General features: G+C 61.1%; 25 protein-coding genes, 1 tRNA gene and 1 riboswitch. Of the genes, 8 read left to right on the top strand and 18 right to left on the bottom strand.

Features of this window, described 5'->3' with window-relative positions; translation table 11 throughout:
• Positions 1-17: 17 nt before the first annotated feature.
• A riboswitch (FMN riboswitch) is annotated at positions 18-185 on the bottom strand.
• A gap of 94 nt (positions 186-279) precedes the next feature.
• The gene (locus HLH25_RS12580) at positions 280-486 is read right to left on the bottom strand and encodes an entericidin A/B family lipoprotein (RefSeq protein ID WP_182974391.1); all 207 of its coding nucleotides are present in this window, start codon (positions 484-486) and stop codon (positions 280-282) included.
• Positions 487-596: 110 nt separating this feature from the next.
• Between HLH25_RS12580 and HLH25_RS12575 the strand changes: the two genes are divergently transcribed.
• Together HLH25_RS12575 and HLH25_RS12570 are read left to right on the top strand one after the other, a co-directional pair.
• Positions 597-1751, top strand: coding sequence for a serine hydrolase domain-containing protein (locus tag HLH25_RS12575; protein WP_182974390.1), 1155 nt, complete (start codon positions 597-599; stop codon positions 1749-1751).
• Positions 1752-1867: 116 nt separating this feature from the next.
• On the top strand, positions 1868-2362 hold the full coding sequence (locus HLH25_RS12570) for a PaaI family thioesterase (RefSeq protein WP_182974389.1): 495 nt from the start codon (positions 1868-1870) through the stop codon (positions 2360-2362).
• Between the two features lie 76 nt (positions 2363-2438).
• On the opposite strand, the gene HLH25_RS12565 is transcribed toward HLH25_RS12570, so the two are convergent.
• Complete coding sequence (locus HLH25_RS12565; protein WP_182974388.1) at positions 2439-3326, bottom strand: S1/P1 nuclease; 888 nt, start codon at positions 3324-3326, stop codon at positions 2439-2441.
• Positions 3327-3539: 213 nt separating this feature from the next.
• Here HLH25_RS12565 and HLH25_RS12560 point away from each other — a divergent pair.
• Positions 3540-3616: transfer RNA gene (locus tag HLH25_RS12560), tRNA-Arg, on the top strand.
• Between the two features lie 749 nt (positions 3617-4365).
• Here HLH25_RS12560 and HLH25_RS12555 read toward each other — a convergent pair.
• Positions 4366-4941 carry a recombinase family protein gene (locus HLH25_RS12555; protein WP_182974387.1) on the bottom strand — a complete coding sequence of 192 codons (576 nt, stop codon included), beginning with the start codon at positions 4939-4941 and terminating at the stop codon, positions 4366-4368.
• 317 nt (positions 4942-5258) lie between these two features.
• Here HLH25_RS12555 and HLH25_RS12550 point away from each other — a divergent pair, with 317 nt between their 5' ends.
• Positions 5259-5444: a hypothetical protein gene (locus HLH25_RS12550; RefSeq protein WP_182974386.1), complete on the top strand. Its 186-nt coding sequence runs from the start codon at positions 5259-5261 to the stop codon at positions 5442-5444.
• Between the two features lie 9 nt (positions 5445-5453).
• Here HLH25_RS12550 and HLH25_RS12545 read toward each other — a convergent pair whose 3' ends face one another.
• From HLH25_RS12545 to HLH25_RS12505, 9 genes are all read right to left on the bottom strand, one after another.
• Positions 5454-7376, bottom strand: a complete 1923-nt coding sequence (locus tag HLH25_RS12545) for a DUF927 domain-containing protein (RefSeq protein WP_182974385.1) — start codon at positions 7374-7376, stop codon at positions 5454-5456.
• Entirely contained in the window at positions 7345-8412 is a 1068-nt protein-coding gene (locus HLH25_RS12540) for a DUF7146 domain-containing protein (protein ID WP_182974384.1), read from the bottom strand. The genes HLH25_RS12545 and HLH25_RS12540 overlap by 32 nt, the downstream gene beginning before the upstream one ends.
• Positions 8399-8959, bottom strand: a complete 561-nt coding sequence (locus HLH25_RS12535) for a hypothetical protein (protein ID WP_182974383.1) — start codon at positions 8957-8959, stop codon at positions 8399-8401. Before HLH25_RS12535 ends, HLH25_RS12540 begins: the two co-directional genes overlap by 14 nt.
• Positions 8956-9225 (bottom strand): helix-turn-helix transcriptional regulator, encoded by a 270-nt coding sequence (locus HLH25_RS12530; protein WP_343065496.1) that lies wholly within the window; start codon positions 9223-9225, stop codon positions 8956-8958. The genes HLH25_RS12535 and HLH25_RS12530 overlap by 4 nt, the downstream gene beginning before the upstream one ends.
• Positions 9226-9371: 146 nt before the next feature.
• Positions 9372-10565 carry a hypothetical protein gene (locus tag HLH25_RS12525; RefSeq protein WP_182974382.1) on the bottom strand — a complete coding sequence of 398 codons (1194 nt, stop codon included), beginning with the start codon at positions 10563-10565 and terminating at the stop codon, positions 9372-9374.
• Positions 10562-10981, bottom strand: coding sequence for a hypothetical protein (locus HLH25_RS12520; RefSeq protein ID WP_182974381.1), 420 nt, complete (start codon positions 10979-10981; stop codon positions 10562-10564). Before HLH25_RS12520 ends, HLH25_RS12525 begins: the two co-directional genes overlap by 4 nt.
• Positions 10978-11223: a hypothetical protein gene (locus HLH25_RS12515; RefSeq protein WP_182974380.1), complete on the bottom strand. Its 246-nt coding sequence runs from the start codon at positions 11221-11223 to the stop codon at positions 10978-10980. Before HLH25_RS12515 ends, HLH25_RS12520 begins: the two co-directional genes overlap by 4 nt.
• Positions 11220-11504, bottom strand: a complete 285-nt coding sequence (locus HLH25_RS12510; protein WP_246402183.1) for a hypothetical protein — start codon at positions 11502-11504, stop codon at positions 11220-11222. The genes HLH25_RS12515 and HLH25_RS12510 overlap by 4 nt, the downstream gene beginning before the upstream one ends.
• Positions 11501-11671, bottom strand: a complete 171-nt coding sequence (locus HLH25_RS12505) for a hypothetical protein (RefSeq protein ID WP_182974379.1) — start codon at positions 11669-11671, stop codon at positions 11501-11503. The genes HLH25_RS12510 and HLH25_RS12505 overlap by 4 nt, the downstream gene beginning before the upstream one ends.
• A gap of 888 nt (positions 11672-12559) precedes the next feature.
• Between HLH25_RS12505 and HLH25_RS12495 the strand changes: the two genes are divergently transcribed.
• Entirely contained in the window at positions 12560-12889 is a 330-nt protein-coding gene (locus tag HLH25_RS12495) for a hypothetical protein (protein WP_182974378.1), read from the top strand.
• Positions 12886-13323: a hypothetical protein gene (locus tag HLH25_RS12490; protein ID WP_182974377.1), complete on the top strand. Its 438-nt coding sequence runs from the start codon at positions 12886-12888 to the stop codon at positions 13321-13323. The genes HLH25_RS12495 and HLH25_RS12490 overlap by 4 nt, the downstream gene beginning before the upstream one ends.
• Positions 13324-13370: 47 nt before the next feature.
• On the opposite strand, the gene HLH25_RS12485 is transcribed toward HLH25_RS12490, so the two are convergent.
• The 4 genes from HLH25_RS12485 to HLH25_RS12470 form a co-directional block, all read right to left on the bottom strand.
• Positions 13371-13643: a type II toxin-antitoxin system HicB family antitoxin gene (locus HLH25_RS12485; RefSeq protein WP_182974376.1), complete on the bottom strand. Its 273-nt coding sequence runs from the start codon at positions 13641-13643 to the stop codon at positions 13371-13373.
• Positions 13644-13713: 70 nt separating this feature from the next.
• Entirely contained in the window at positions 13714-14127 is a 414-nt protein-coding gene (locus HLH25_RS12480; protein ID WP_182974375.1) for a PIN-like domain-containing protein, read from the bottom strand.
• Complete coding sequence (locus tag HLH25_RS12475) at positions 14124-14813, bottom strand: MerR family transcriptional regulator (protein ID WP_182974374.1); 690 nt, start codon at positions 14811-14813, stop codon at positions 14124-14126. Before HLH25_RS12475 ends, HLH25_RS12480 begins: the two co-directional genes overlap by 4 nt.
• 120 nt (positions 14814-14933) lie before the next feature.
• Entirely contained in the window at positions 14934-16256 is a 1323-nt protein-coding gene (locus HLH25_RS12470; RefSeq protein WP_182974373.1) for a tyrosine-type recombinase/integrase, read from the bottom strand.
• Between the two features lie 884 nt (positions 16257-17140).
• Between HLH25_RS12470 and HLH25_RS12465 the strand changes: the two genes are divergently transcribed.
• Both HLH25_RS12465 and HLH25_RS12460 read left to right on the top strand, forming a co-directional pair.
• Complete coding sequence (locus HLH25_RS12465) at positions 17141-17428, top strand: hypothetical protein (RefSeq protein WP_182974372.1); 288 nt, start codon at positions 17141-17143, stop codon at positions 17426-17428.
• 41 nt (positions 17429-17469) lie between these two features.
• Complete coding sequence (locus tag HLH25_RS12460) at positions 17470-17928, top strand: response regulator (RefSeq protein WP_246402181.1); 459 nt, start codon at positions 17470-17472, stop codon at positions 17926-17928.
• An 18-nt stretch (positions 17929-17946) separates the two neighbouring features.
• Here HLH25_RS12460 and HLH25_RS12455 read toward each other — a convergent pair whose 3' ends face one another.
• Positions 17947-18582 carry a LysE family translocator gene (locus HLH25_RS12455; RefSeq protein ID WP_246402178.1) on the bottom strand — a complete coding sequence of 212 codons (636 nt, stop codon included), beginning with the start codon at positions 18580-18582 and terminating at the stop codon, positions 17947-17949.
• 61 nt (positions 18583-18643) lie between these two features.
• Positions 18644-20167 carry a replicative DNA helicase gene (locus tag HLH25_RS12450; protein ID WP_375288977.1) on the bottom strand — a complete coding sequence of 508 codons (1524 nt, stop codon included), beginning with the start codon at positions 20165-20167 and terminating at the stop codon, positions 18644-18646.
• Positions 20168-20177: the final 10 nt, after the last annotated feature.

The following is a 20177-nucleotide window of genomic DNA, read 5'->3' as shown; positions in this document are numbered from 1 at the left end:
ATGGCGCGCCTTGCGAGTGTCGTTCTCTCTCATCCGGACTATGACCGTCGGCTCCGGAATCACACCGGATCTGCTGTCCCCACCCGGCCAGAAGGCCAGACGGGCGCTCGCGGGCTTATGCGCGGCCGGCAGGACCGGGCGCACTTACCGCCGGTGGGGATTTTCACCCCGCCCCGAGAACGTCAATTTATCCGGCTACAGGAGCCGGCACGCCAATACTATTGGGCAAGGGCCCGCAGGAATGCAAGAGGCACCTGCGGACCGTCGCCCAATCGAGGATTATCGTTCCGACGCCCCGGTCGAGCGGGTGATCGCATTCTGCGAGGCCGTGGCGCCGCGCGACACGTTATGCCCGACCGAGCTGACATCCTGGCCGGCGCCGCGTACCGTATTGCAGGCCGACAGTCCGGCCGACAGCCCCAGCATCGCGACAACCAGCAGGGCCGTGCGGGCAATGCCGGATGCAGGGAAATGTGAATGGTCCATGGAAGCCTCTTTCAAGGATTGATATCACACGAGAAACTCCAATCACGGTCCAGAGTTCCCAACGGCTCTCGGCCTGTTACCCTGTTGGCGGATGGGAGCATGCCGAAACGATGAGACATTCCGGACGACGGACGATCCTGCGAACGATGCTGGCGGCTGGCGGGGCAGGGCTGACCGCCGCATGCGCCACCCCGCCCCCCCGGCGGTTCGCCGCGGTCGACCGGCTGGTGGACCGCGCGATCGCGGCGGGCCAAACCCCCGGCGCCGTGGTGGTGGTCGCCCATGGCGGCATGGTCGTGCATCACCGGGCCTATGGGCACCGCGCGCTGCAACCGCACGCCGAACCGATGGACGAGGCGACGGTCTTCGACATGGCGTCGCTGACCAAGCCGGTCATGACCAGCGTGGCCGTCATGCAGTTCTTCGAAGCCGGCGCCTTCCGGCTGGACGATCCCGTCTGCCGCTACCTTCCGGACTTCGCCCGCAACGGCAAAACGTCCATCACCATCCGCCACCTGCTGACCCATTATTCGGGCCTGCCGCCCGACCTGGACCTGTCCACACCCTGGCAGGGCAAGGCGGAAGCGGTGCGCCGCGTCATGGACACCCGCCCCGACCACCCGGCCGGCGAACGTTTCGTCTACAGCGACATCAATTTCATCACGCTGGGGCTGCTGGTCGAGCACCTGTCGCATCAGAATCTCGCCCAGTATGAGCACACCAACGTCCTCTCTCCGCTGGGCATGACACGGTCACGTTTCCTCCCGCCCCCCTCCTGGTACCCCACCATCGCACCCACCCAATTCGACGAACATGGTGTGATGCTGCGCGGCATCGTCCATGACCCCACGGCCCGCCGCATGGGCGGCGTAGCGGGCCATGCCGGGCTGTTTTCCGATGCCGCCGACATGACGGTCTACGCGCAGGCCCTTCTGGACCGCCGAGCCGGCCGCCCCAGCGCCTTCCCCCTCAAACCCGAAACCCTGCTCCTGATGACCACCCCCCAGCAACCGCCCGGCAAGGACGATTGGCGGGGCCTCGGCTGGGATATCCGCACACATTATTCCTCGCCTCGAGGCGATGTATTTCCAATAGGTTCATTCGGTCACACCGGCTTTACCGGCACGTCGCTCTGGATGGACCCGACCAGCGACAGTTTCGTGCTGATCCTGACCAACCGGGTGCACCCATCGGGTGGTCACAGCGTCGTACGCCTCCGTCACGATGTCGCGACAGAGGCCGCCCGCGCCCTGCAAATGCCCTGACGACGGCTTGCCCGACACCATATTCCGGCTCTGCACGCCGAAGCATTCAGACTTCTTGACGGAGAATTTCCGATGGACTCAGTCCTTACCACCCAGCCCGTTCCGGCAGGTCATGCATGACTGTCACCCCCCAGTCTGTCGACGATGCCCTGCCGCCCCCGCCCGGCTTCGTTCCCCTGCCAGAAGCCCTGACCAGCGGTTACAATCTGGCAAGCGGTGGTTTTCTGGTCGCGCAGGAAGCGGGCGCGTTGATCGGCGGCTTTCGCGTGACCGCCAGATGCTGCAATCGGGCCGGTTTCTGTCACGGGGGCAAACTGGCGACTGTATGCGATATCTTCCTGGCGCTGGCAGTCGTCTTTCGGGAGGATCTGCGCGATGATTTCCTGCCCACCGTATCGCTGACAATGGATTTCATGGCACCGGTCGCCCGGGGCGCGTGGGCCGAATTGCAGGCGGACACGTTGCGCATCACCCGCAGCCTGGTCTTCGCGCAAGGGCTCGTAACGGTGGACGGCATCCCGGCTGCGCGGGCCAGTGCCGTTTATCATCGCACGCCGCCTGCGCGCGACAGTGCGCATTCCATGGGCGCTGCCCTGCGGGCCATTCTGTAATTGGGATAGCGATCCGGATTTGGGGGCGTTTCAGGTTGAAGCAACCTGAAGCGCCCACATTCTCGCGAATGGCTGCCTAGCGGGCGGCGGCGAACGTTGCAGGGTCGAGTGCGCGATTGAGTAGCAGGGCCAGGCGAACCCCCGCTTTCTTCAACTGTTCCGTGACCACGCCGCGTGCCATGGCGTCATATCCGGGCGGCAAGGCCATGGGGGCTGCATCCTGCTGGCATCCAGGGGGGGAGCCAATGCTGTATGCATCCGTGCGGGCAAGTTCGAAACTCTGCTGGACCCATGCCTTCGGGTCGCCCTGTTCCCATTCCTCCTTCTGGCTCGTCGTGATTTCGTGGAACAGTCGTTCGGCCAAGTGCCGCGCGTTCGGGTCGACTTCGGACACTGCCACGGTGTCCCAATAGCTGTGCAGATTCACGGTGCGCGGGCCGCCTAGTGCCAGACGCACGCAATTGCCGCCTTTGTCATGATTGTCGGCAGCGTGTAGCGGCTGGTGCATGTCCGCCACGAAATGAACGACGTATTTCAGTGCCAGCGCGCGTTCATCCGGGCTGGTCGCCTTGTCGGCGAGTTCATGGTCGAAGGCGTCCAGACGGTCGATGACGCAGTCCTGAACCGGTCCGGTGCTGGCAGGTACCGATGAGGTGGGAAAGCCATGGCAGGCCGATGCCAGGTCCGGGTGGTCGATCTCGATATCGACGAAATGCCACTCACCTGTCTCGGGATGTGTGCGGCGCCAGACATCCGCCCAGACCGCCCGCGACATCAGGTCCGGCCCCGTGGTCGTGTCGTGGTCGCTGGCCAGGATCGCGTCGACCGCGTGCCGGGTGGTGGGCGTCAGGTAATTCCAGGCCAGAGCGGCGACCACTTGGTGGCCTTCAACGCCCCATGCGCCGGCTTTCTGTGGCCCGGCTAGAAGCCCCAGTAGCAACGATGCCACCCCGATCACGCCCATGCTTGCGCGCCTGCCGTTTCTCCACATCTGACCGGCCATGCCGCCCCCCTCGTTGTTTTTACCCATCCGCTCCCCTGAGCCGGAAGTCGGCCGTACTCTGCCATGCCGGGCCGTCCTCTGGAACCATTCCCGGACCGTTGTCATGGAGATGAAAAAAATCGCTGGAAGGGGGTTGTCGTTTCCCGACCTCTCGGTTAAACAGCGCTCCACGACGCACCCGTAGCTCAATTGGATAGAGCACCAGACTACGAATCTGGGGGTTAGAGGTTCGAGTCCTTTCGGGTGCGCCATTCTCCATCTACAATTTTTCGAAATTGACGGTTCTGGCCGCTCGGTCTGTTCGCGTCTCCGGACTCAATCCGGACTCATTCGAAACACCATGCCAGCAGGATCAGGCGTAGCTTTTTCCTGCAATTTCGCGGGTGCAGAAATTTGCCCTTGGCGCGGTCCGGCCCCCAGGGGCGGCTAGAGATCGAACACCCCCCACCGCCATGCTCATCCTTTCGGCTCTGCTGTTTGATTGCTTTGATTGTTTTCAAACGCGGCCCAAAAAATCTGCGCGTGAGCCTGGTGCGGTTGGCCCCCCGAAGGGCGGATCAAGATTTGACCTCCCCCCCCTTCGATCCATGCCCGCGCGAGGTATGCGTTTTATGCATGATGATCGCGGATGCTCACCTCATCTTTTTGCCTCCCTTTCTTCCACCCTCTTAGAAAAAAGGTGTAACAGGTGTAGAAGGTGTAAATTCGTCCATAAGTTACTGAAATAACATTGTTATTTAGATTACACCTTTGGCTTTTTGGCATTCTGAAAGGTGTAGATAGGTGTAACTCCGCGACCGGTCGAATGGCAGTTTTCTGCCGATTTCCTCTTTTTGGCTTCATCCGAGCGTCAGTTATCCACAGGATTTCGGCGCCATTTCATCGCGGTGAAGTTATGCGTTTACATCATGGCTTTGGGCGATGATGGGTCGGAGACGGTCACAAAAACGGGAAGAAAACCACCGCGCTGCCCGCGCGCACCGGGCAGGCTTCGCGAGGTTCACGCCACTCCGGACGCGGCCTCTGCCAGGCAGCGATAGACGGACGTGCGGCCGATGCTGAGACGCCGGGCAATCTCGGTGCCACCGATTCCTTGCGCCGCCAGCGCCCGCACCTCGGCAGCCTGGTCGCGTGCTGTCGGCTTGCGGCCCAGATACTTGCCCTCGGCCCTTGCCTTGGCGATCCCTTCGGCCTGCCGTTCCTTCATGATATCGCGCTCGAACTCGGCCACGGCGGCCAGCATCGTCAGCATCAGCTTGCTGGTGGGACTGGTGGTATCCAGCACTATGCCGTTCATGGATAGCACGATCAGGCCGCAGCCCTTGGCCTTCACCGTTTCGACATGAGCCAGCAGGTCGGCCGTGGACCGAGCCAGGCGGTCTGGCTTCGTCACCACCAGCACGTCGCCGGGTCGAAGCTGATCCAGTGCGGCGGAAAGCTGGGGGCGATCGGTCAGTGACCCGCTGACCTGTTCGGCATAGACCCGCTCGCACCCGGCCGCGCGCAGGTCACGGGCCTGAGCATCAAGGCCGGCAGTCTGTTCGGCGGTGCTGGTGCGGGCGTATCCGATCTTCATTTCCGGGTTCCAAACTGTTCCAAAAGGTCTAGACTCTAAACCCTTATCGTTCCAGAAGTCTGAAAACAACCCTTTTGGAACAGTTTTCTGTTCCAAAACTGTTCCAGGCCGATTGTTCCAATAGGGCTTGCCCTAATGGAACAGTTCCAAGCCATGTACCGGGTGCATAGGTCTGTCGGAGGGGCGTTGAAGGCAACGACCCATGCCTTGTCGTCATCCGCCCGGCCGGATGTCGCCTGCACGTTTTGGTTCCAGCATCCGCAGTGTACGGGTAGGCGGGGAAGCATGCGCAAGGCCGACACAGGGGGGCAACCGAGATGAAACGCAAGATTGATCTGATCTATCCGACTGACGCAGAAGACGCGGCGATCAATCGGGGCATCGCGCTGGATGCGGACAATCCGGAATTGACGGATCAGGATTTCACGCACTTGCGGGATGCCCCCATGGGAAAGGGCCGTCACCAAGATGATGATGGCCTTTCGGCGCGTTCCGGAGTGTGAAACGCACTTTCAGCCTGTATCGCCCGCATCAGACCCAAGAATGACGGGTCGCACCTCATAGGCGCGCACGGCCTTGAAACCCGGCGGGCTGACGACTTTGGCCATCTTGCCGTCCGCAGCCGGCACCAGAAAGCCGCGATCCACCAGCACCCGTTTCGCCTCGCGTCCGTTCAGGCCGGACAGGGCTTCATTCATGCCGGCGCTGCTAAGGTAGAAGGTCCAGCCCATCCGGCCGTCATCCTGTTTCTGCCACCGCTTCCAGCCCGCGCGGTTCTGAGTCCGGAAGCGTTCGCCCGGCGGTTCGGACGGATCGCCACTTTGCGGGGTGTCGGTGGCTTGCGGATCAACCCACCGTTCAAACCGTCCTTCGCCGTTGCGGGACAGGAAATCGCGTAGCTGTTCGACGGCCTGTTCGTCTTCACGCCGGCCGGCGGTTCCGCGTGCCGTCAGCCAGGCGTCGAAGCACAGCTTCACCAGTTCGGATGCTGTGTCATCGTCCCAGCCTGTCAGGCCGAAGCCGGTGGCCAATTCGCCGCCCAGGGCGACGATGGCGAAGCGTCGGGCGACAGACCGCACCTGCCCGGATGCCTGGGGCCAGTTCCGCAGGTAATGGTCCGTCAGTTCGATCACACGCGCCCGCAAGGCATCGCGCACCGCCTGTTCGCTTTCCGTGGCCAGCCTTTGTGTCAGCCGAGTGAGGAATGCCCGGAACGGCGCACCGTATAGCTGCCCCGTCTCGGCGCGTAGGTGCTCGGCCAGATCGCCCGGTGCATCGGCGTGATGCAGTCGCTCGAATAAACCGGACCCGGCGCCAGCATCGGCCGGGATATCGACAAACCTAACTTCTTGCCCGGCCTTGGTCGCCCGACCGGCTTCCGCATTCATGTCCGCCAGCGTCCGTTCGCCGGTCGAGAGGAACAAAATCTTCCACCTGGTCACGGCCCGCGCGCCGCCGGTGCGGCTGGCCCGTGCCTTGCCGGCGCCGTTGCTCAGCATATAGGCGGTGTCGCCAGCCTCGCGCGGATCAAGTTGGCCCAGTTCATCCAGGCACAGCAGCCCGTCGCAGGCTGCCAGCGCCACGCTTTCAAGGGCATTGCCGGTGGCGCGCCAGCTCCGCACATAGCCCTCGGCACCGGCCTGCATCGTGCCGCCGCAGACAGAGGCTGCCACCCGCAGAGCGGTGGACTTGCCCAGGCGGCTGGCCCCCATCAGCGAGAAGCCACCGCCATCTTCGCCCATCAGGGTCAGCAGGGGCGCGGCGAAGGCGGCCGAGGCGGACAAGACCAGGCGGCTATTGCCACGGCATAGCGCGCCGATCCGGTTCCGCCACTCTTCAACCGTGCCGCTGACACCGAACAGGTCGGGCTCCGGCGTTTCCTGTTGCAGCACCACCCGTTCGTCGGCCATGCCGAATGTGGCGCTGGGCAGCACATACACGCTGCCGCTGCCGAAGGCGTGCCAGCCGATCCGGGTGACGCTACGTGCCCGTTCCTCGGTGGCGATCAGGGCCAGCCATTCGGTGAAGGCGTTCTTCGCGGCGGCCGAGGCGGCCAGTGTCAAGCCGCCATTGGCCAGACGGCTGCGCAATTCGCCAGCCTCGCCCGAAAACATGGCGCGAGGAAAGGCTTCCTCATGGCGGACGCCATCACGGTCGGTCCAGCCTAGCAGGAGGCCCCAGCCATTGCCCTCGGCGTCGCGCGTCTCGGCCAGCAGGTCGATGGGGCCGGCAATGAAGAGTGGGGACGCGCCATCATCGGTCGGGCGCCGCCATAGGCCGCTTTCGTCTCGGTTGAAGCGGCGGGAGACGCCTGGCGGTGGGCGGCTCTGACCCTGTTCGACGTTGGCACCAGCGCTGGGGAAGGCCACGACCTCGGCGGACTCGACGGCCTGTCGGACGCCCTTACGGCCCGTGCCGGTCGGTTTCTTGCTCATGCTCGTTCATCCTCAGGACATCATTAAAGTCCGAGTTAGGCATTGAAGGTTTGGCGAGGCGGACGGTATGGCCATGACGGCCGAACCATGCGCAGGCGGCTTGCAGCGCCTTGGCTGCCGCCGGATTGTCACCGTCATTGTCGGCGCAGATCGTCACGTCGCTGATCGCGTCTGGCAGTTCCAGACGGCTCATGTTCGACAGGCTGACGGCACACAGAACGCGGCGTTCTGGACACGCCAACGCCACGGACAGGCCGGTTTCGATCCCCTCCGCGACGATGACGCTTTCGCCCGGTTCGGCCATGCTCAGGTTCTTGCCCGAAGCGCCGCGCCACAGGCGGACGGCGCCGCCGGCAAATGAACCCAGCGCCTTCCTGGGTGCCCGCAGATCGGCCTTTGTCCACCCACCGTCAGGGGCCGAGGCCAGCCAGGTGCGATGCACGGCCACCAGCTTGCCGGACGGCCCGCAGATCGCGGCCAGCATCGCCGGCAGGGGTCGCCCGACCTCGCCACACCAGGTGCCGGGATGAAAGCGCAGGCTGCCCGGCTGGCGGCCCATCTCGCGCAGGTCGATCCCTCGCCCGAGCAGATAGGCTTCGACCGGTGTGCCGGCGATACCGGCGGGGGCGCTATGCCAAAGCTGTCGGGCCTTGGCCCGCCGGCGCTGGTCGTCGTGGTCTTGCTCGGCGGTGGTGGCTTTGGTCGCCACCGCCCGCCGGGCAATCGCCGGAACTGGACTGTCATCCAGCCCCAGCCAGGTGCGAGCCCAAGCCATGGCGTCCCGCCGATTGCCGCCGAACATGACCGCCGCCACCAGATCGAGCGCGTCCCCGCGTTCGCCCGAACTGAAATCGGCCCATACGCCCCGGCGCGGTCCGGTCAGACGCACGGCTAGGGACTGCCCCCGGTCACCGGCCAGACTGCCGCAGCGCCATTCCGCACCCTCGCGGTGGCCATGCGGCAGCAGCTCCAGCACGAGGGGTTGAACCCGCTCGGCCAGAAGCTGCGCCAGCGTTGCCGCGTCAGGTCTCCGCATAGCCCGGATCATACAAGGGGCCGAATACCCAGATCGGTGCGACCCTCGGCAGGGCCTCGCGAACATTGCGAAGAGCGCTATCCAGTTCTTCGGAGTTTTCCGCCGACAATCCTCGGATGCTGGCTCCTCGCAGTTCTTCAAGGCGCTCGCTCGCGATGCCGTAGAAGTAATCAATCGCCTCATTTGCCCAGTCCCTCGCGGGCGTGTCGGGCACGGCGGCAAGCATGGCACCCAACCATACCGCGCCCCAGAGGGCCGGCACCGTCAGGTCGATCCCGCGAAGCCGGCTCATCCGGTCCAAGCCTGCGGGAACGATCAGTTCGGGCCACCAGCCTGCATCGTGCGCGTTGACGATTTCCCGCGCCTTCGCCAGATGCGGGCAGGAAACGACCGTAAACGGGGCATCCGCCTCCCAAACCTCTTTGGCCGCCGACCGGAAGGTGGCGCGTTCATCGGCGCTCCATGCCTCATTATCGACGGGATGCAGTAGGCCGAGGAGCGCCATGTGGCGCAGGCTCAAGCCGGCGGTGGCGAGAAGATCGGTCATGCCGCACCGCCGATCTGGCGCATGGTGATGTCGGAAGTGGAGCGGGCTGAGCGCGAGGCGATCCAGTCCTGAAGACCGGCCATGCTGTAACCGATGCGGCGGCTGGTCAGCTTCACGAACGGCGGGCCTGCGCCATCGGCACGAAGCTGCTGCATCGTGCGGATACCCAGTCCGACTAGGCGGGCGGCTTCGGGTTCAGAAACCACCAGCGGAGGTGTGGGCATCGCCGGGGCGGTGGGCAGAGTCGGTCTGTTGCGTGTTTTCACGCGGTGCATAAGGTTCTCCCTGTCTATGCAGCACGCCGCCGCAGGATGTTGCGGCCCAGTGCGTAAGACATGGGTAAAGGCGGAAATGAACTCAGGTCTTCTCAGTAATTCTCAGACTGAGCAGTTCTGAGAAAATTGAGAACGGGCTACTGATCTGGGTTTAATCTTTGATATTTGCCATGGAGGCGCTTCTGTCTGCTCTCAAAAGTGCCCCCGCCCTCAGCACGATCGGCCACTAGCTCAGCGGCGTGCCAGGCGCTATGCGCTTTCTTGTGGACGATCATCGTCCGCATTTCTTCCACCAGCGGCGCATCTGCTTCCTCATAACCTCGGGCGCAACGGCCACTGCCGACCAGATGGCCTTTACTGTGGGAGTTATTTGCCGATGTGTTGCCTTCCAAAGGAGGGATGGGGCTAACGATTTTTACAGGAAGCCATTCCCCTGGTCTGGTAGAAATCTCCGATCTAGAAAGAGAAATTTTGCAATGATTCCAAACAGAAGCGTCTATTTCCATGCCGTCATCAGTGCGGAATGCTTCAAGGTGTCCTTTCTGCATTAATAATAAAAAATACTTTAAGAATGTTCGAATTTCATCAAGTAAATATGCTTTGTAAGCACCTTTGGTGAGGGTAGAACGGCAATATCCGGCAAGCCGCATTAATCGAGGCACCAATTCTTGGTCTCCGTATGCGATAAGTGCGCATGAGATGGGCAAGGACTCCGCGCAGACAACACGCACGTCGAGAAAGCTTTGGCCTTCTATTACTATTTTGTTTTTGCTGAACAAAAGCTCGCAGTCCAGAGACAGGTCAGAACAGCGAATAACTTTCCAATGTTTATCTTCTATGGATGTTTTCCCATAAGCGGACAACCGCCCGCTTTTCAGTAAAGACTCTATTTCTTTGTATATTGAATAATAATGATGGTGGAAATTTCGTAGGTAAATCGAAGGAAGATCCGTCGCTGAGATAAAATGTTTAGCGTTTTCGGGATGATCAAAGGCTTGTTCAGGCATGCCGGAAGCTATGCATTGGCACATGGCCTGACTCATGCCGTTAAAATGATTCTCGATCCAGTCATCCAGAAAGGCGAACGCATGGAAAGTATCGGAAAGCCTGATGCCATTCTGGAGCCTGTCTTCGGTAGAAGGCAGGGTATACATTTCCCACACAACCGCCCCACGCTGGTCATCCCCATGATTGAGAACAGACGGCGCGGCGGGCCAGTCATGGGGACCAGGCGTTCGGCGGCCAAACCTAGCCGCGCCTCCCTGCATCATCTGGCACGAAACAGGAACAGGCAAGCTTTTCGGCGGGGTGATATGGCTGAGGCCGATCATGCGGCGCCACCGATCAGATCGCGGCAGAGCGACCAGGCTTCGAAATCGTCTTGATCCGGACGGATTGTGCCATCGGCGTTCAGGTCCAGCGCGGTGAGGACCAGTCTTGCCTTGGCTTGCAGCCCCGCCGTCGTGCGCGCTGGCAGTTCCATGGCCGCTAACCGCAGATCGTTCACCAGATCCAACAGGCGGGCTTCCTCAGCTATCACGGCCCCTGGAATGCGGACGGTATCGCCCCACCGCTTGGCCAATGCCGTGAAGGCAGCATGGGCGGACAGTGCAGCATCGACCCGGCGCAGCAGGTCGGCATCATCAGCCACCACGTGAGGGGCACAGGATGCCGTTGCGGTGGTGCCAAGGGCCAAGCCGCCGGTAAGGGCCGTGCGGCGGGAGAGGGTGGGGCTGGTACGGCTCATTGGCCAGCCTCCTGCCGGGCGATTTCCTCTTGCGGGGAGGCTATGGCTGCTCCGATGGAATCACGAAGCCATTGCAGGGCGTTTGCCCAGTCCATCGCCGTTTCGAAGTCAGCACCTGCCTCGGTATTGGCGATCTGCCCCAGCAAGAGCGTCAGGCCCGAAAGGGCCAGATTTACGTCACGCAAGGCGCCTTTGGTCACGACGATGATACGATCATGGCCGGGCGTTCTGTGGGACTTCATACCGCGCTCTCCGCCTTTCGGGGGGCAGTGGCGAGCCTGTAGGGCACGGCATCGCTGATGCTTTCGGAGATGACGGCGCAGCGGCGCTCGATCTCGGCACCGGCCCAGACCATGGTGCTGCCGAGGCCGGGAAGGTCATCGCCGGCAGAAAGGATCATGACCTGTTCCGCAGCCCTGCCGGCCCAGCGCAGTAACGTGGCCAGGTTAGCCAGGGCGTCGCTGGCCACCGCGATCTTGTCGATATTCTGATCCGGCATCGTGCAGAGGGCATTCTGGGTCATCGCACGGCCTCAATGGCGGTGGCGTGGCCGCTGGTGACGGGATCGGGCGTGCCGAGGCCGCAGATGGCCAGGGCGATCAGGAAAGGGGCGATCAGCGCCGCCAGAATGTGGGCGCGTGACTCCGCTGCTCGCGTTGACGCGGGTGTGCTATAGGCGTGTTCAGCCATTGCCGAAACTCCAGTTCGGTTGTGGTCAGGCCGGACCGGAAGGCTCCTACCCCTTCCGTTCGGCCGCCTTGTCACAAAGTGACAAGGTTCACTCAATGTGCCAGATTCATCCCTGAAGTCAATAACTTTGACACAGGGTGACATCATGAACGCAACACAATGTCGAATGGCGAGGGCCGCCCTCCAGTTAGGCGTTCGAGAATTGGCTTTAGCCGCTCAGGTGTCACCCACGACAATCACCCGGCTTGAGCGCGGCGAGGATCTCTATCCCCGTACCATCGAAGCTATTCGCATTGCCTTGGAGGCTGCCGGGGTAGAGTTCATAGGAGAGAATGGGTGTAGTGTGGGTATAAGGTTGCATAAATAATGGGAATTATAACATTTATAAATAATGGAATGATAGTTTTAGATGGAAATAATTATTATATGACGGATGCGAAAACAAATAACTATTTTTATAATATTTTATCGCGATTTCCAACGACCAATTATTCAGCTAAAATAGTGAAAATGCCAATTCCATTTGGAAGGAAAAATATTCCAAACCACATTTTCACATATATGATAATCGGAGACATACCAAATCAAGCTAAGCCGTGCGTTCGAAATCATCGAGTTCACCACAAATTTGTTTTTTGGGTGGTTTAATCAATTTGTTTAATACTTTTTGGTTCTGTATTTCAGACGTTAATTTCGTCATCCTCACATCGACATGACTACGCATCTGCATGTCTAATCGTTAAAGGCAGTATATGTTTCATGACAGCGATGCTACATTATCGAGAGTGCCCAGTGACTTATCACTTTCGGTCTTTAGGGGATTGTATCGCCAAGTAACACGTGGGATGCCTTATCCCTCAATAGATGCCGCATTGTGGGGAAGTAGCTTTGAGCGTTACAGCCGCAGGAATCGCCTCTGCTGCCACTATGTGGGCCCTTTGTCTTATTGGTGCAGTAGGTGCGTATCTTGGTGGAAGTCAGAAGGGGTTCACAGTTTCGCATGAGAAAATGAGAGTTCTTTTGCCAGGAAGATCCGATACGACTTACGCTTGGATTGAAATGGTGGGGACGGTTTTTTTTGGTACTATTGCAGGAATGGCTATTTATTCTCCACACTCTGCTTATCAAGCTATAGCTGCTGGGGTAACGGGACCTAGTACAATCATGGTTTATTTTTCTCCTTCTTCTGCAAGCTCGCGGAAAGGAAAAAAGTCATGACCTTTCCTGTTTGGTTATTTGTTGATTTATTCTGGAGCCTCCTGTCATCAGTGGCCGTGTTCAAGTTTTTTTCGGCCTTTAATAAATCTCTTAAGGAAGGGGTTCCTCTGATAAAGGTTATTAGTAGATCTCGTTTTTTTTGGAGGTCATTATTTTATCTTTTGGGTATGTATTTTTTATTTTCCGCTGGTTCTAGTATTCTTAACCAACATCGCCAGACGGCGTTGGAGCGCCAGATTGCGACTCCGGCTCCGTTGCCTCCCTTTGATTGCGAGCAGGTGAAGAAGATTGGCGGTTCTTGGTATATAAAAGGACCAATTACTATTCGGTCTATGGTCCTTTCTAATGATCTTGTTTCTCCGCATGGAATTAAGATTGGTGATATAGATGTGTATACATATATAGAGTTGAGGTGTGGGGTTAATCAAAAATAAATATTTCTGGAGCATTTCAGAATGAATCGGGGCAAGTCTGCCCTTTTTTATATCCGCAAGGTCCGGAGGCCCGCGCGGACCAGGACTGGCGTGGCGCCGGCATTGTCTGGATTGGCCATGGCCACATCCAAGGGAGATGGATCGGGGATAGTGTCGCCATCTTCCTTCATGTTTGCGATATGCCCGGCCAGTGCCTCCGCTGCCATGACGCGAGCCTCTTCCATCGTGAGGCCAGCGCTGATGCAGCCGGGAAAGTCGGGGAAATCAACGCAGAAATCGGTGTCGGGGTCCTTTCGGATCAAGGCGATATAGCTTGTCATCGTGGCCTCATGGTTTCACCCCTGCACCTGCATTATACAGGCTTAGGGGCCTCCATTGCGACGACGCCTTTCAGGCTCGCCACCGCTTAAGCGTTGCTACTGCGCTGGACCAAGGCAGTTCCAGAAACGATCCACTATCCGCCCCGGCCGCGCATCGGACGATGCTTGGCCACCACCAGACCATCATGCGGACGCGCTCCACCGTGTCCTTCTGCTGGTTCCAGCCCTTCATGCCCACTACGACCACCGCCCCGGTTTCCCGGATCGCCGCGACTTCGTGCCGACGACGTGACATGGCCATGTCGGCCGTGATCAGGACCGTAGGGCGGTTGGGGTCGGCCAGAGCATGGAATAGGTCCACGTCCTTCGTGCCGGCAAGGCCGAGATGACGGACAGATGCCACCGTATGGCTGTCTATTCCGGCCAGCGGAGCCAGCACCCGTGCAAGGATCGGCGGGTGGTTTTCATCGAAGATGAATTTCAAGCCGCCAGTCGCTTGCTGATCCGCATCTCGAATTCAGCCGCCTGTTCGACGGCTTCGGGCGGAACCTCCCACAAGGCGGCCACGCGCGCCACGTTGCCGCCTTCCGCGCGCAGGGCATTGGCCAGAATCTCGGTGGGCATGCCGGTCTGGCTGTCGATCGGCCGGCCGAAGCGTCGCGCCGGGTCCAGCACGATGCGGGGCTGATCGGCGCTGGGGCGCCACAGATTGGCAATGCCGGCGGTGGTGTCGTCGAAGGACACGGACTTGCGGAAGCTTCGTTCGAGCACCTGCAACATGGCACCATTGCCGTCCGTCAGGTCCACAAGCCGCCGATCCCCCGTGGCTTCGGCCGTTTCCAGCCAGATCGCCTTGCCGTCCGTATGGAACCGGCGGACCGCGAAAGGATGTTCCGTGCCCAGCATCCGTTTGGCCCGGTCCAGCATGGTTCGAATGGATTGCAGGCTGACCCCTTGCCCACGCAGCTCGGCGAGGAACAGGATTTCGACCAGGTTAATGAAGCTGAGGGCTTCCTGTCCGTCCTCGGTCGCCAGTTCGGGCGTCAGAACGGCCTCTGACCCGTTGCCATATACCCATGCCCGTACCCGTGCCGCCGGCATATGAAGCAGCCTGGCAGCCACAGGCACCGGGTAGATGCCCCGTCCGATGATGTTGCTTCCGTCCGGCATAAACTCTCCCGTGGGCGGGCTATACGGACCAAGGACGGGCTGGGTAGCCCCTATCGCGTCCCAATCCAGCGATGCGCCGCCTATATCACGCACATAGTGCCCTCGAAATGCAAATCACCCTTACGGCCGCAGCGTTACAACATCGCCGGCCTGCTGGCGGTCTGCGTGGCCTGCCGCCACAGCCTGAACATGACGGCCCCAGGTATCGAGCGCCGCCGCCCGCTCGGCCTCGAATTCATGGCGCTGGTAGACCGCAGCCACGCCCCGGATCGTGCCTTGCACATGGTTCAGAACCCGGTCTGCGACATGCGGGCCGATCCCCAGCCGCGCCATGATCGTTACGCCCGTTCTCCGCAGGTCGTGCAGCCGCCAGTCTGCCCTTGGCGGTGGGGCTGCTGGCTTTCTGACCTTCTTTCCCGCCTGTTCCGTCCGCATGTCGGCTATCAGGGCGTCAAGCCGTTCCTTGGCGTCGGAAAAGCCTGAAATCGGGGTTCGTCCGTTGCTGGTAAAGACGTAGGGCGACAGTGCGCCGGTCTTCGGGTCGGCTTGGCGTGGCAGGCCGGCAAGGATGTGACGGGCAGGCTCGGCCAGGTGGACGATATGCGCCCGGCCGTTCTTGGTCCGGTCGGCCGGGATCAGCCAGGAGGTCAGGTCCGGGGCCAACTCGGCCCATTCCATGTGCGCCACCTCGTCCCGCCGTTGCAGCGTCAGGGCCAGTAGCCGGAAGAACGGGCCAAAGGGGTATGGCTGGCGGCCGGCGGCGTTCCACAACTCGGCCAACTCGGTATCTGTCAGCACGCGGTCGCGCGAGGTCTCCCGACCTTCCACGATCACGCTGGCGAACACGTTGGCGGGTACGAACTGCCGTTTCTCGGCCCAGCCGAACATGGCCCGGCCATAGGCATGAATCCGGCGGGCCGTGACCGGGTGCTGCGCCGCTACCTCGTCCAGACGGGCTTGGACCTCGCCTGGTGTGATTGACCGTGCGGGCTGGCCTAGAAGGGCAGGGACGCCGGTGCGGAGCCGATCCGGGGCTTCCTTGCGATAGGACGCGCTCCGGTCCCTCAATGCCCCGTCACGCCAGCGGTCTATCAGTGCATCCAGCGTCAGGGCATCGGCAGTTTCTTCCGCCTTCTGGCGGGCCATCTCGGCCTGAGCGGCCAGGGCGCGGACCTTTCTTTCCCCGGCTGGATCGCCACCGGCCCGCACCCGGCCGCGCGCTTCCTCGGCCTCCTTACGTGCCTGGGCAGGCGTGACCTCGCCATAAGGGCCGATGACCAGGCGCCGGATGCGGCCGGCGAAGCGATACTGGAACAGGAAGACCTTGGACCCGGCCTCGGTCACGCGGATCGCGAAACCCGGCAGCGAATCGTCCATGAACATGGCGTCGCGCTTACCCGGCGGGCAGGCCAGGGCGTCTATTTCCCGTTTTGTGAGCTTCATCCGGCGGTCTCGATTACACCTGTTACACCTCGAAAACCGAAAGGTGTAATTGGCTGGGGAGGGAAAAAGTGAATAAAAACAGTATATAATATATGTGTGTTACACCTCTTACACCTTTACACCTACAAAAGTGTTTCCCAATGAATGCGCCAGCCCACCGTCACCCTGTTAGGCGGGCTATCGGGTCGATTCTCCGGACTCTTTCCGGACTCATCTGGAATCGTAATCCCTGCGATTCGTTGCGCCTCGTTGCGTGAACCCCTCATCCAACGCACTGTTTAACATGTTGTTATTTCGTGTCTTTGCGGCTGTTTGCATCTTACTGCCAATTCTGCCCTTGTGACTACGAATCTGGGGGTTAGAGGTTCGAGTCCTTTCGGGTGCGCCATTCTCCTTAAAATTAGACGGATCGCTTCCTGTTAAGGGGCAAAACTTGCGGACTTCGCCGGTCTCATGACAGGTTCGTGTCCGGGAACGGCGCGACGCGTGTATCCCGGCTTTGGCGCCTTGGTTGCGTCGCTTCCGTTGAGTTTGATCTTGGGCGTGTTCTGTAGCAGGCTCAGAGGCGCGATCCGCATGGAAGCCTATGTCGGCGCCACCTTCTGATATGTCATCCCGCCATTGCCGACATTTCCGCTGACTTCGTGGATCATGCGGTACGGTGTCCGTTTCTGCGGTGCATACGCACTTAGATGCGATGTTACTGCGTTGCTCTACGGGTTGACCATGTAAGTCGCCGGATGAATGAGTGTGATCATGCAAGGGCGGAACATTCCACAATATTCAAGGATCTTTTGAGGCAGAGTTCTGCCGGATTCCGCTCTCGGCGTGTGTCGGAAAACGGTGGTAGAACAGGGCCGTGGTGAAGAGGTGTCATTGTTATAATGAAATCTGTTGTGGTCTTTGCCATGGTCGGATCGGCCTTGTCCGGATGTACCCATCCTACTGCCCGGCATGATGATCCTCGGGCCGTTCTTTTTCGTCATGTCGGCGGTGATCCGTCGCTGGATGGGGCGGCCTACAAGCCTGACGACGGCAAGATGCATGGGCGGGTCACGGTGGGTGTGGGGGCAAGCCCTCGCCAGGGGCGCGGCGCCGTGCCGATGAGTTCGGCCGATATCACGAATGTGCTGCCCGGCCTCAGCATCGGGGAAACGTCATGGGGACGATAGGGGTGGCAGAGGGGTAGAGGTGGGGCGCTCATTGGACGGGGATGGAGGTCTTCGGTGGTCGACTGATGGTTGAGAACCCCGCCATCGTGGACCCGCCGCGGGGCGGTGATCTTTCTTCTGATGAAGCAGCGGAGCATGCGACCGTGAAAGACCGGACCATCCTTGTGCTGGAAGATGAGTTCCTCATCGCGATGGAGTTGGAAGACGTGCTGGGCATGGAGTATGGGGCGCATGTCCATATTGCGTCCACGCCTCAGGCCGCGCTCGATATCCTGGAGAGATATCCGGTCGATGCGGCCATTCTCGATGTCAATATTGCGGGAGAAAGTTCCTTCCCGGTCGCTCGGGTCCTGTCCGAACGGGGCATTCCGTTCCTGTTCGCTACGGGGTACGAATCGGCTTCGTCGGCGATGGAAGCGTTTTCGGCGGTTCCGGTGCTTGCGAAGCCCTATACGATGTCAAGCGTTGTCGCCGCTCTGCGGGGCATGATACGGGCGTGAGCCTTCGCGGCCGCTCGTTCAATGTCGGTCGGTCAGGGCCAGTTTGAGGCCGAAGCCCATGAAGATGCAGCCGGTCAGGCGGTCGAGCCTTCTGACGACGGCGGGGCGTGACAGGATGTGGCTGAACGGAACCGTCAGGGCGACCAGCAGGGAAAGCCAGGACATGGACATGACCGCCTGAAGACCGGCCAGCAGCAGGGAAAAGAGAATCACGTTGACGCCGTGAGGAATGAATTGCGGCAGGAACGTGATGTAGAAAATACCCACCTTCGGGTTGAGGATATTGCTCATGAACCCCTGCCGGAAACCGGCGGCGGGAGACAGCCTGCGGGTTGCCGTCGTGGGGTCCCCCGAAAAAGCCGTGCGCGGGCGCAGAAGCATGCCGATTCCGAGATAGAACAGATAGGCGGCACCAGCCCATTTCACGATATTGAAGGCGAGCGTCGATGCCGCCAGCAGGGCCGTCAGCCCGAACGCCGCGCCGATGCCCCACACCAGCAGGCCGCCGGTGATGCCGAGCGATGCGCTTAGCCCGCTTTTCGTCCCCGATGTGGTCGAGGTGCGCAGGACGGTTGCCGTGTCCAGGCCGGGCGACATCGTGAAAATGGCCGCCGATGCCGTGAAGGCGGCCAGAGACATGGTGATGGTTTGCATGGATATCTCGGCAGGATCGCAGGGAGGAAGGCGGTTTCGGATCAGGTGCGGGTTCTGGTGATCATGAAGGCGGGTATCCGCCTTCATGCACCAGGTCGAGATCGCCGAAGCGGGTGAATTCGCCCTCGAAGAACAGATGCACAGTTCCGGTGGGGCCGTGACGCTGTTTTTCCAGGATCAGTTCGGCGCGGTTGTGCGCCAGGTCCATCTTGCGTTGCCAGTCTTCCAGCGCCGTCTGGAATTTGTCGGTCGAATCGTAGGCCGTTTCCTTGGGCTGGCGCTGTTGCAGGTAATACTGGTCGCGATAGACGAACATCACCGCGTCGGCGTCCTGTTCGATCGAACCCGATTCACGCAGGTCCGACAGCATCGGCCGTTTGTCCTCGCGGCTTTCGACCTGACGCGAGAGCTGGGACAGGGCGATGACCGGTACGCTCAGTTCCTTGGCGATCGCCTTCAGGCCCTGGGTGATCATGGAGATTTCCAGCACGCGGCTTTCCGGCCGGGTGCCCACCGACGGGCGCATCAGTTGCAGGTAATCGACCACCACCAGGCTGAGGCCCTTGGTGCGGGCCAGGCGACGGCAGCGCGTGCGCATGGCCGACAGCGAGATGGCCGGGGTGTCGTCGATATGCAGCGGCAATTGCGCCAGTTCGCGCGTGACGTGCACGAAGCGGTCGAATTCCTTCTGCCCGATCTCGCCCCGGCGGATGCGTTCGCCCGAGACGCTGGCCTGTTCGGACAGGATACGGGTGGCCAACTGCTCGGCCGACATTTCCAGCGAGAAGATGGCCACCGACCCTTTGGGCTGGGTGCCCGGTGCGGCGTCCTGGGCCTCGCGCATCAGGGCGCGGGCGGCGCTGAAGGCGATCTTGGTGGCGAGTGCCGTCTTGCCCATCGCCGGACGTCCGGCCAGGATCAGCAGGTCGGAGGGATGCAGGCCGCCGGTTTTCTTGTCGAGATCGCGCAGGCCGGTCGTCAGGCCCACCACGTCGCCTTCGCGGTGGAAGGCCTTCTCGGCCACCTCCAGCGCATCGGCCAGGGCGCGGTCGAAGCTGGTGAAGCCGCCATCCTGCCCCTTGTCGGTGGCCAGGCGGAACAGTGCCTCCTCGCCCGCCGCGATCTGGTCGACGCCGGTCAGGTCCGGGCGGGCGCCGAAGGCGTTGTTCACGACTTCTTCGCCGACTTCGATCAACTGGCGGCGCACCCAGGCGTCGTGGATCACCCGGCCGTAATCGCCGGCATTGATGATGCCGACCATCGACGTGAGCAGGCGGGCCAGGTAGGCCATGCCGCCGACCGGCTCCAGCATGCCGGAATGTTCGAACTCGCCGCGCAGGGTGACGGGGTCGGCCAGTTGCCCGGCCTCGACCCGCCGGGCGATGGCATCGTAGATCCGGCCGTTGACCGCATCGGCGAAATGGGCGCCGGTCAGGAAGTCCGACACCCGCTCATAAGCGCGGTTATTGGTCAGCAGCGCGCCCAGCAGGGCCTGCTCCGCCTGCATGTTGGCGGGGGGCTGGCGTTGGGTCAGGCCCAGCAGGGAGCCTTCTCCGGGGCGGGATTCGGTCTGGGAGGTATCGATCTGGTTCACA

The sequence above is a fragment of the Gluconacetobacter dulcium genome, assembly GCF_014174165.1.
GTDB classification, from domain to species: domain Bacteria; phylum Pseudomonadota; class Alphaproteobacteria; order Acetobacterales; family Acetobacteraceae; genus Gluconacetobacter; species Gluconacetobacter dulcium.
The sequence above is the reverse complement of the archived record's forward strand: the minus strand, read 5'-3'. Positions and strand labels throughout refer to the sequence as shown.

What these genes read in the sequence shown, in the direction of transcription:
- HLH25_RS12580 (WP_182974391.1), bottom strand. Translation starts at nt 486, where the DNA reads ATGGACCATTCACATTTCCCTGCATCCGGCATTGCCCGCACGGCCCTG.
- HLH25_RS12575 (WP_182974390.1), top strand. Translation starts at nt 597, where the DNA reads ATGAGACATTCCGGACGACGGACGATCCTGCGAACGATGCTGGCGGCT.
- HLH25_RS12570 (WP_182974389.1), top strand. Translation starts at nt 1,868, where the DNA reads ATGACTGTCACCCCCCAGTCTGTCGACGATGCCCTGCCGCCCCCGCCC.
- HLH25_RS12565 (WP_182974388.1), bottom strand. Translation starts at nt 3,326, where the DNA reads ATGGGCGTGATCGGGGTGGCATCGTTGCTACTGGGGCTTCTAGCCGGG.
- HLH25_RS12555 (WP_182974387.1), bottom strand. Translation starts at nt 4,941, where the DNA reads ATGAAGATCGGATACGCCCGCACCAGCACCGCCGAACAGACTGCCGGC.
- HLH25_RS12550 (WP_182974386.1), top strand. Translation starts at nt 5,259, where the DNA reads ATGAAACGCAAGATTGATCTGATCTATCCGACTGACGCAGAAGACGCG.
- HLH25_RS12545 (WP_182974385.1), bottom strand. Translation starts at nt 7,376, where the DNA reads ATGAGCAAGAAACCGACCGGCACGGGCCGTAAGGGCGTCCGACAGGCC.
- HLH25_RS12540 (WP_182974384.1), bottom strand. Translation starts at nt 8,412, where the DNA reads ATGCGGAGACCTGACGCGGCAACGCTGGCGCAGCTTCTGGCCGAGCGG.
- HLH25_RS12535 (WP_182974383.1), bottom strand. Translation starts at nt 8,959, where the DNA reads ATGACCGATCTTCTCGCCACCGCCGGCTTGAGCCTGCGCCACATGGCG.
- HLH25_RS12525 (WP_182974382.1), bottom strand. Translation starts at nt 10,565, where the DNA reads ATGATCGGCCTCAGCCATATCACCCCGCCGAAAAGCTTGCCTGTTCCT.
- HLH25_RS12520 (WP_182974381.1), bottom strand. Translation starts at nt 10,981, where the DNA reads ATGAGCCGTACCAGCCCCACCCTCTCCCGCCGCACGGCCCTTACCGGC.
- HLH25_RS12515 (WP_182974380.1), bottom strand. Translation starts at nt 11,223, where the DNA reads ATGAAGTCCCACAGAACGCCCGGCCATGATCGTATCATCGTCGTGACC.
- HLH25_RS12510 (WP_246402183.1), bottom strand. Translation starts at nt 11,504, where the DNA reads ATGACCCAGAATGCCCTCTGCACGATGCCGGATCAGAATATCGACAAG.
- HLH25_RS12505 (WP_182974379.1), bottom strand. Translation starts at nt 11,671, where the DNA reads ATGGCTGAACACGCCTATAGCACACCCGCGTCAACGCGAGCAGCGGAG.
- HLH25_RS12490 (WP_182974377.1), top strand. Translation starts at nt 12,886, where the DNA reads ATGACCTTTCCTGTTTGGTTATTTGTTGATTTATTCTGGAGCCTCCTG.
- HLH25_RS12485 (WP_182974376.1), bottom strand. Translation starts at nt 13,643, where the DNA reads ATGACAAGCTATATCGCCTTGATCCGAAAGGACCCCGACACCGATTTC.
- HLH25_RS12475 (WP_182974374.1), bottom strand. Translation starts at nt 14,813, where the DNA reads ATGCCGGACGGAAGCAACATCATCGGACGGGGCATCTACCCGGTGCCT.
- HLH25_RS12470 (WP_182974373.1), bottom strand. Translation starts at nt 16,256, where the DNA reads ATGAAGCTCACAAAACGGGAAATAGACGCCCTGGCCTGCCCGCCGGGT.
- HLH25_RS12465 (WP_182974372.1), top strand. Translation starts at nt 17,141, where the DNA reads ATGAAATCTGTTGTGGTCTTTGCCATGGTCGGATCGGCCTTGTCCGGA.
- HLH25_RS12460 (WP_246402181.1), top strand. Translation starts at nt 17,470, where the DNA reads ATGGAGGTCTTCGGTGGTCGACTGATGGTTGAGAACCCCGCCATCGTG.
- HLH25_RS12455 (WP_246402178.1), bottom strand. Translation starts at nt 18,582, where the DNA reads ATGCAAACCATCACCATGTCTCTGGCCGCCTTCACGGCATCGGCGGCC.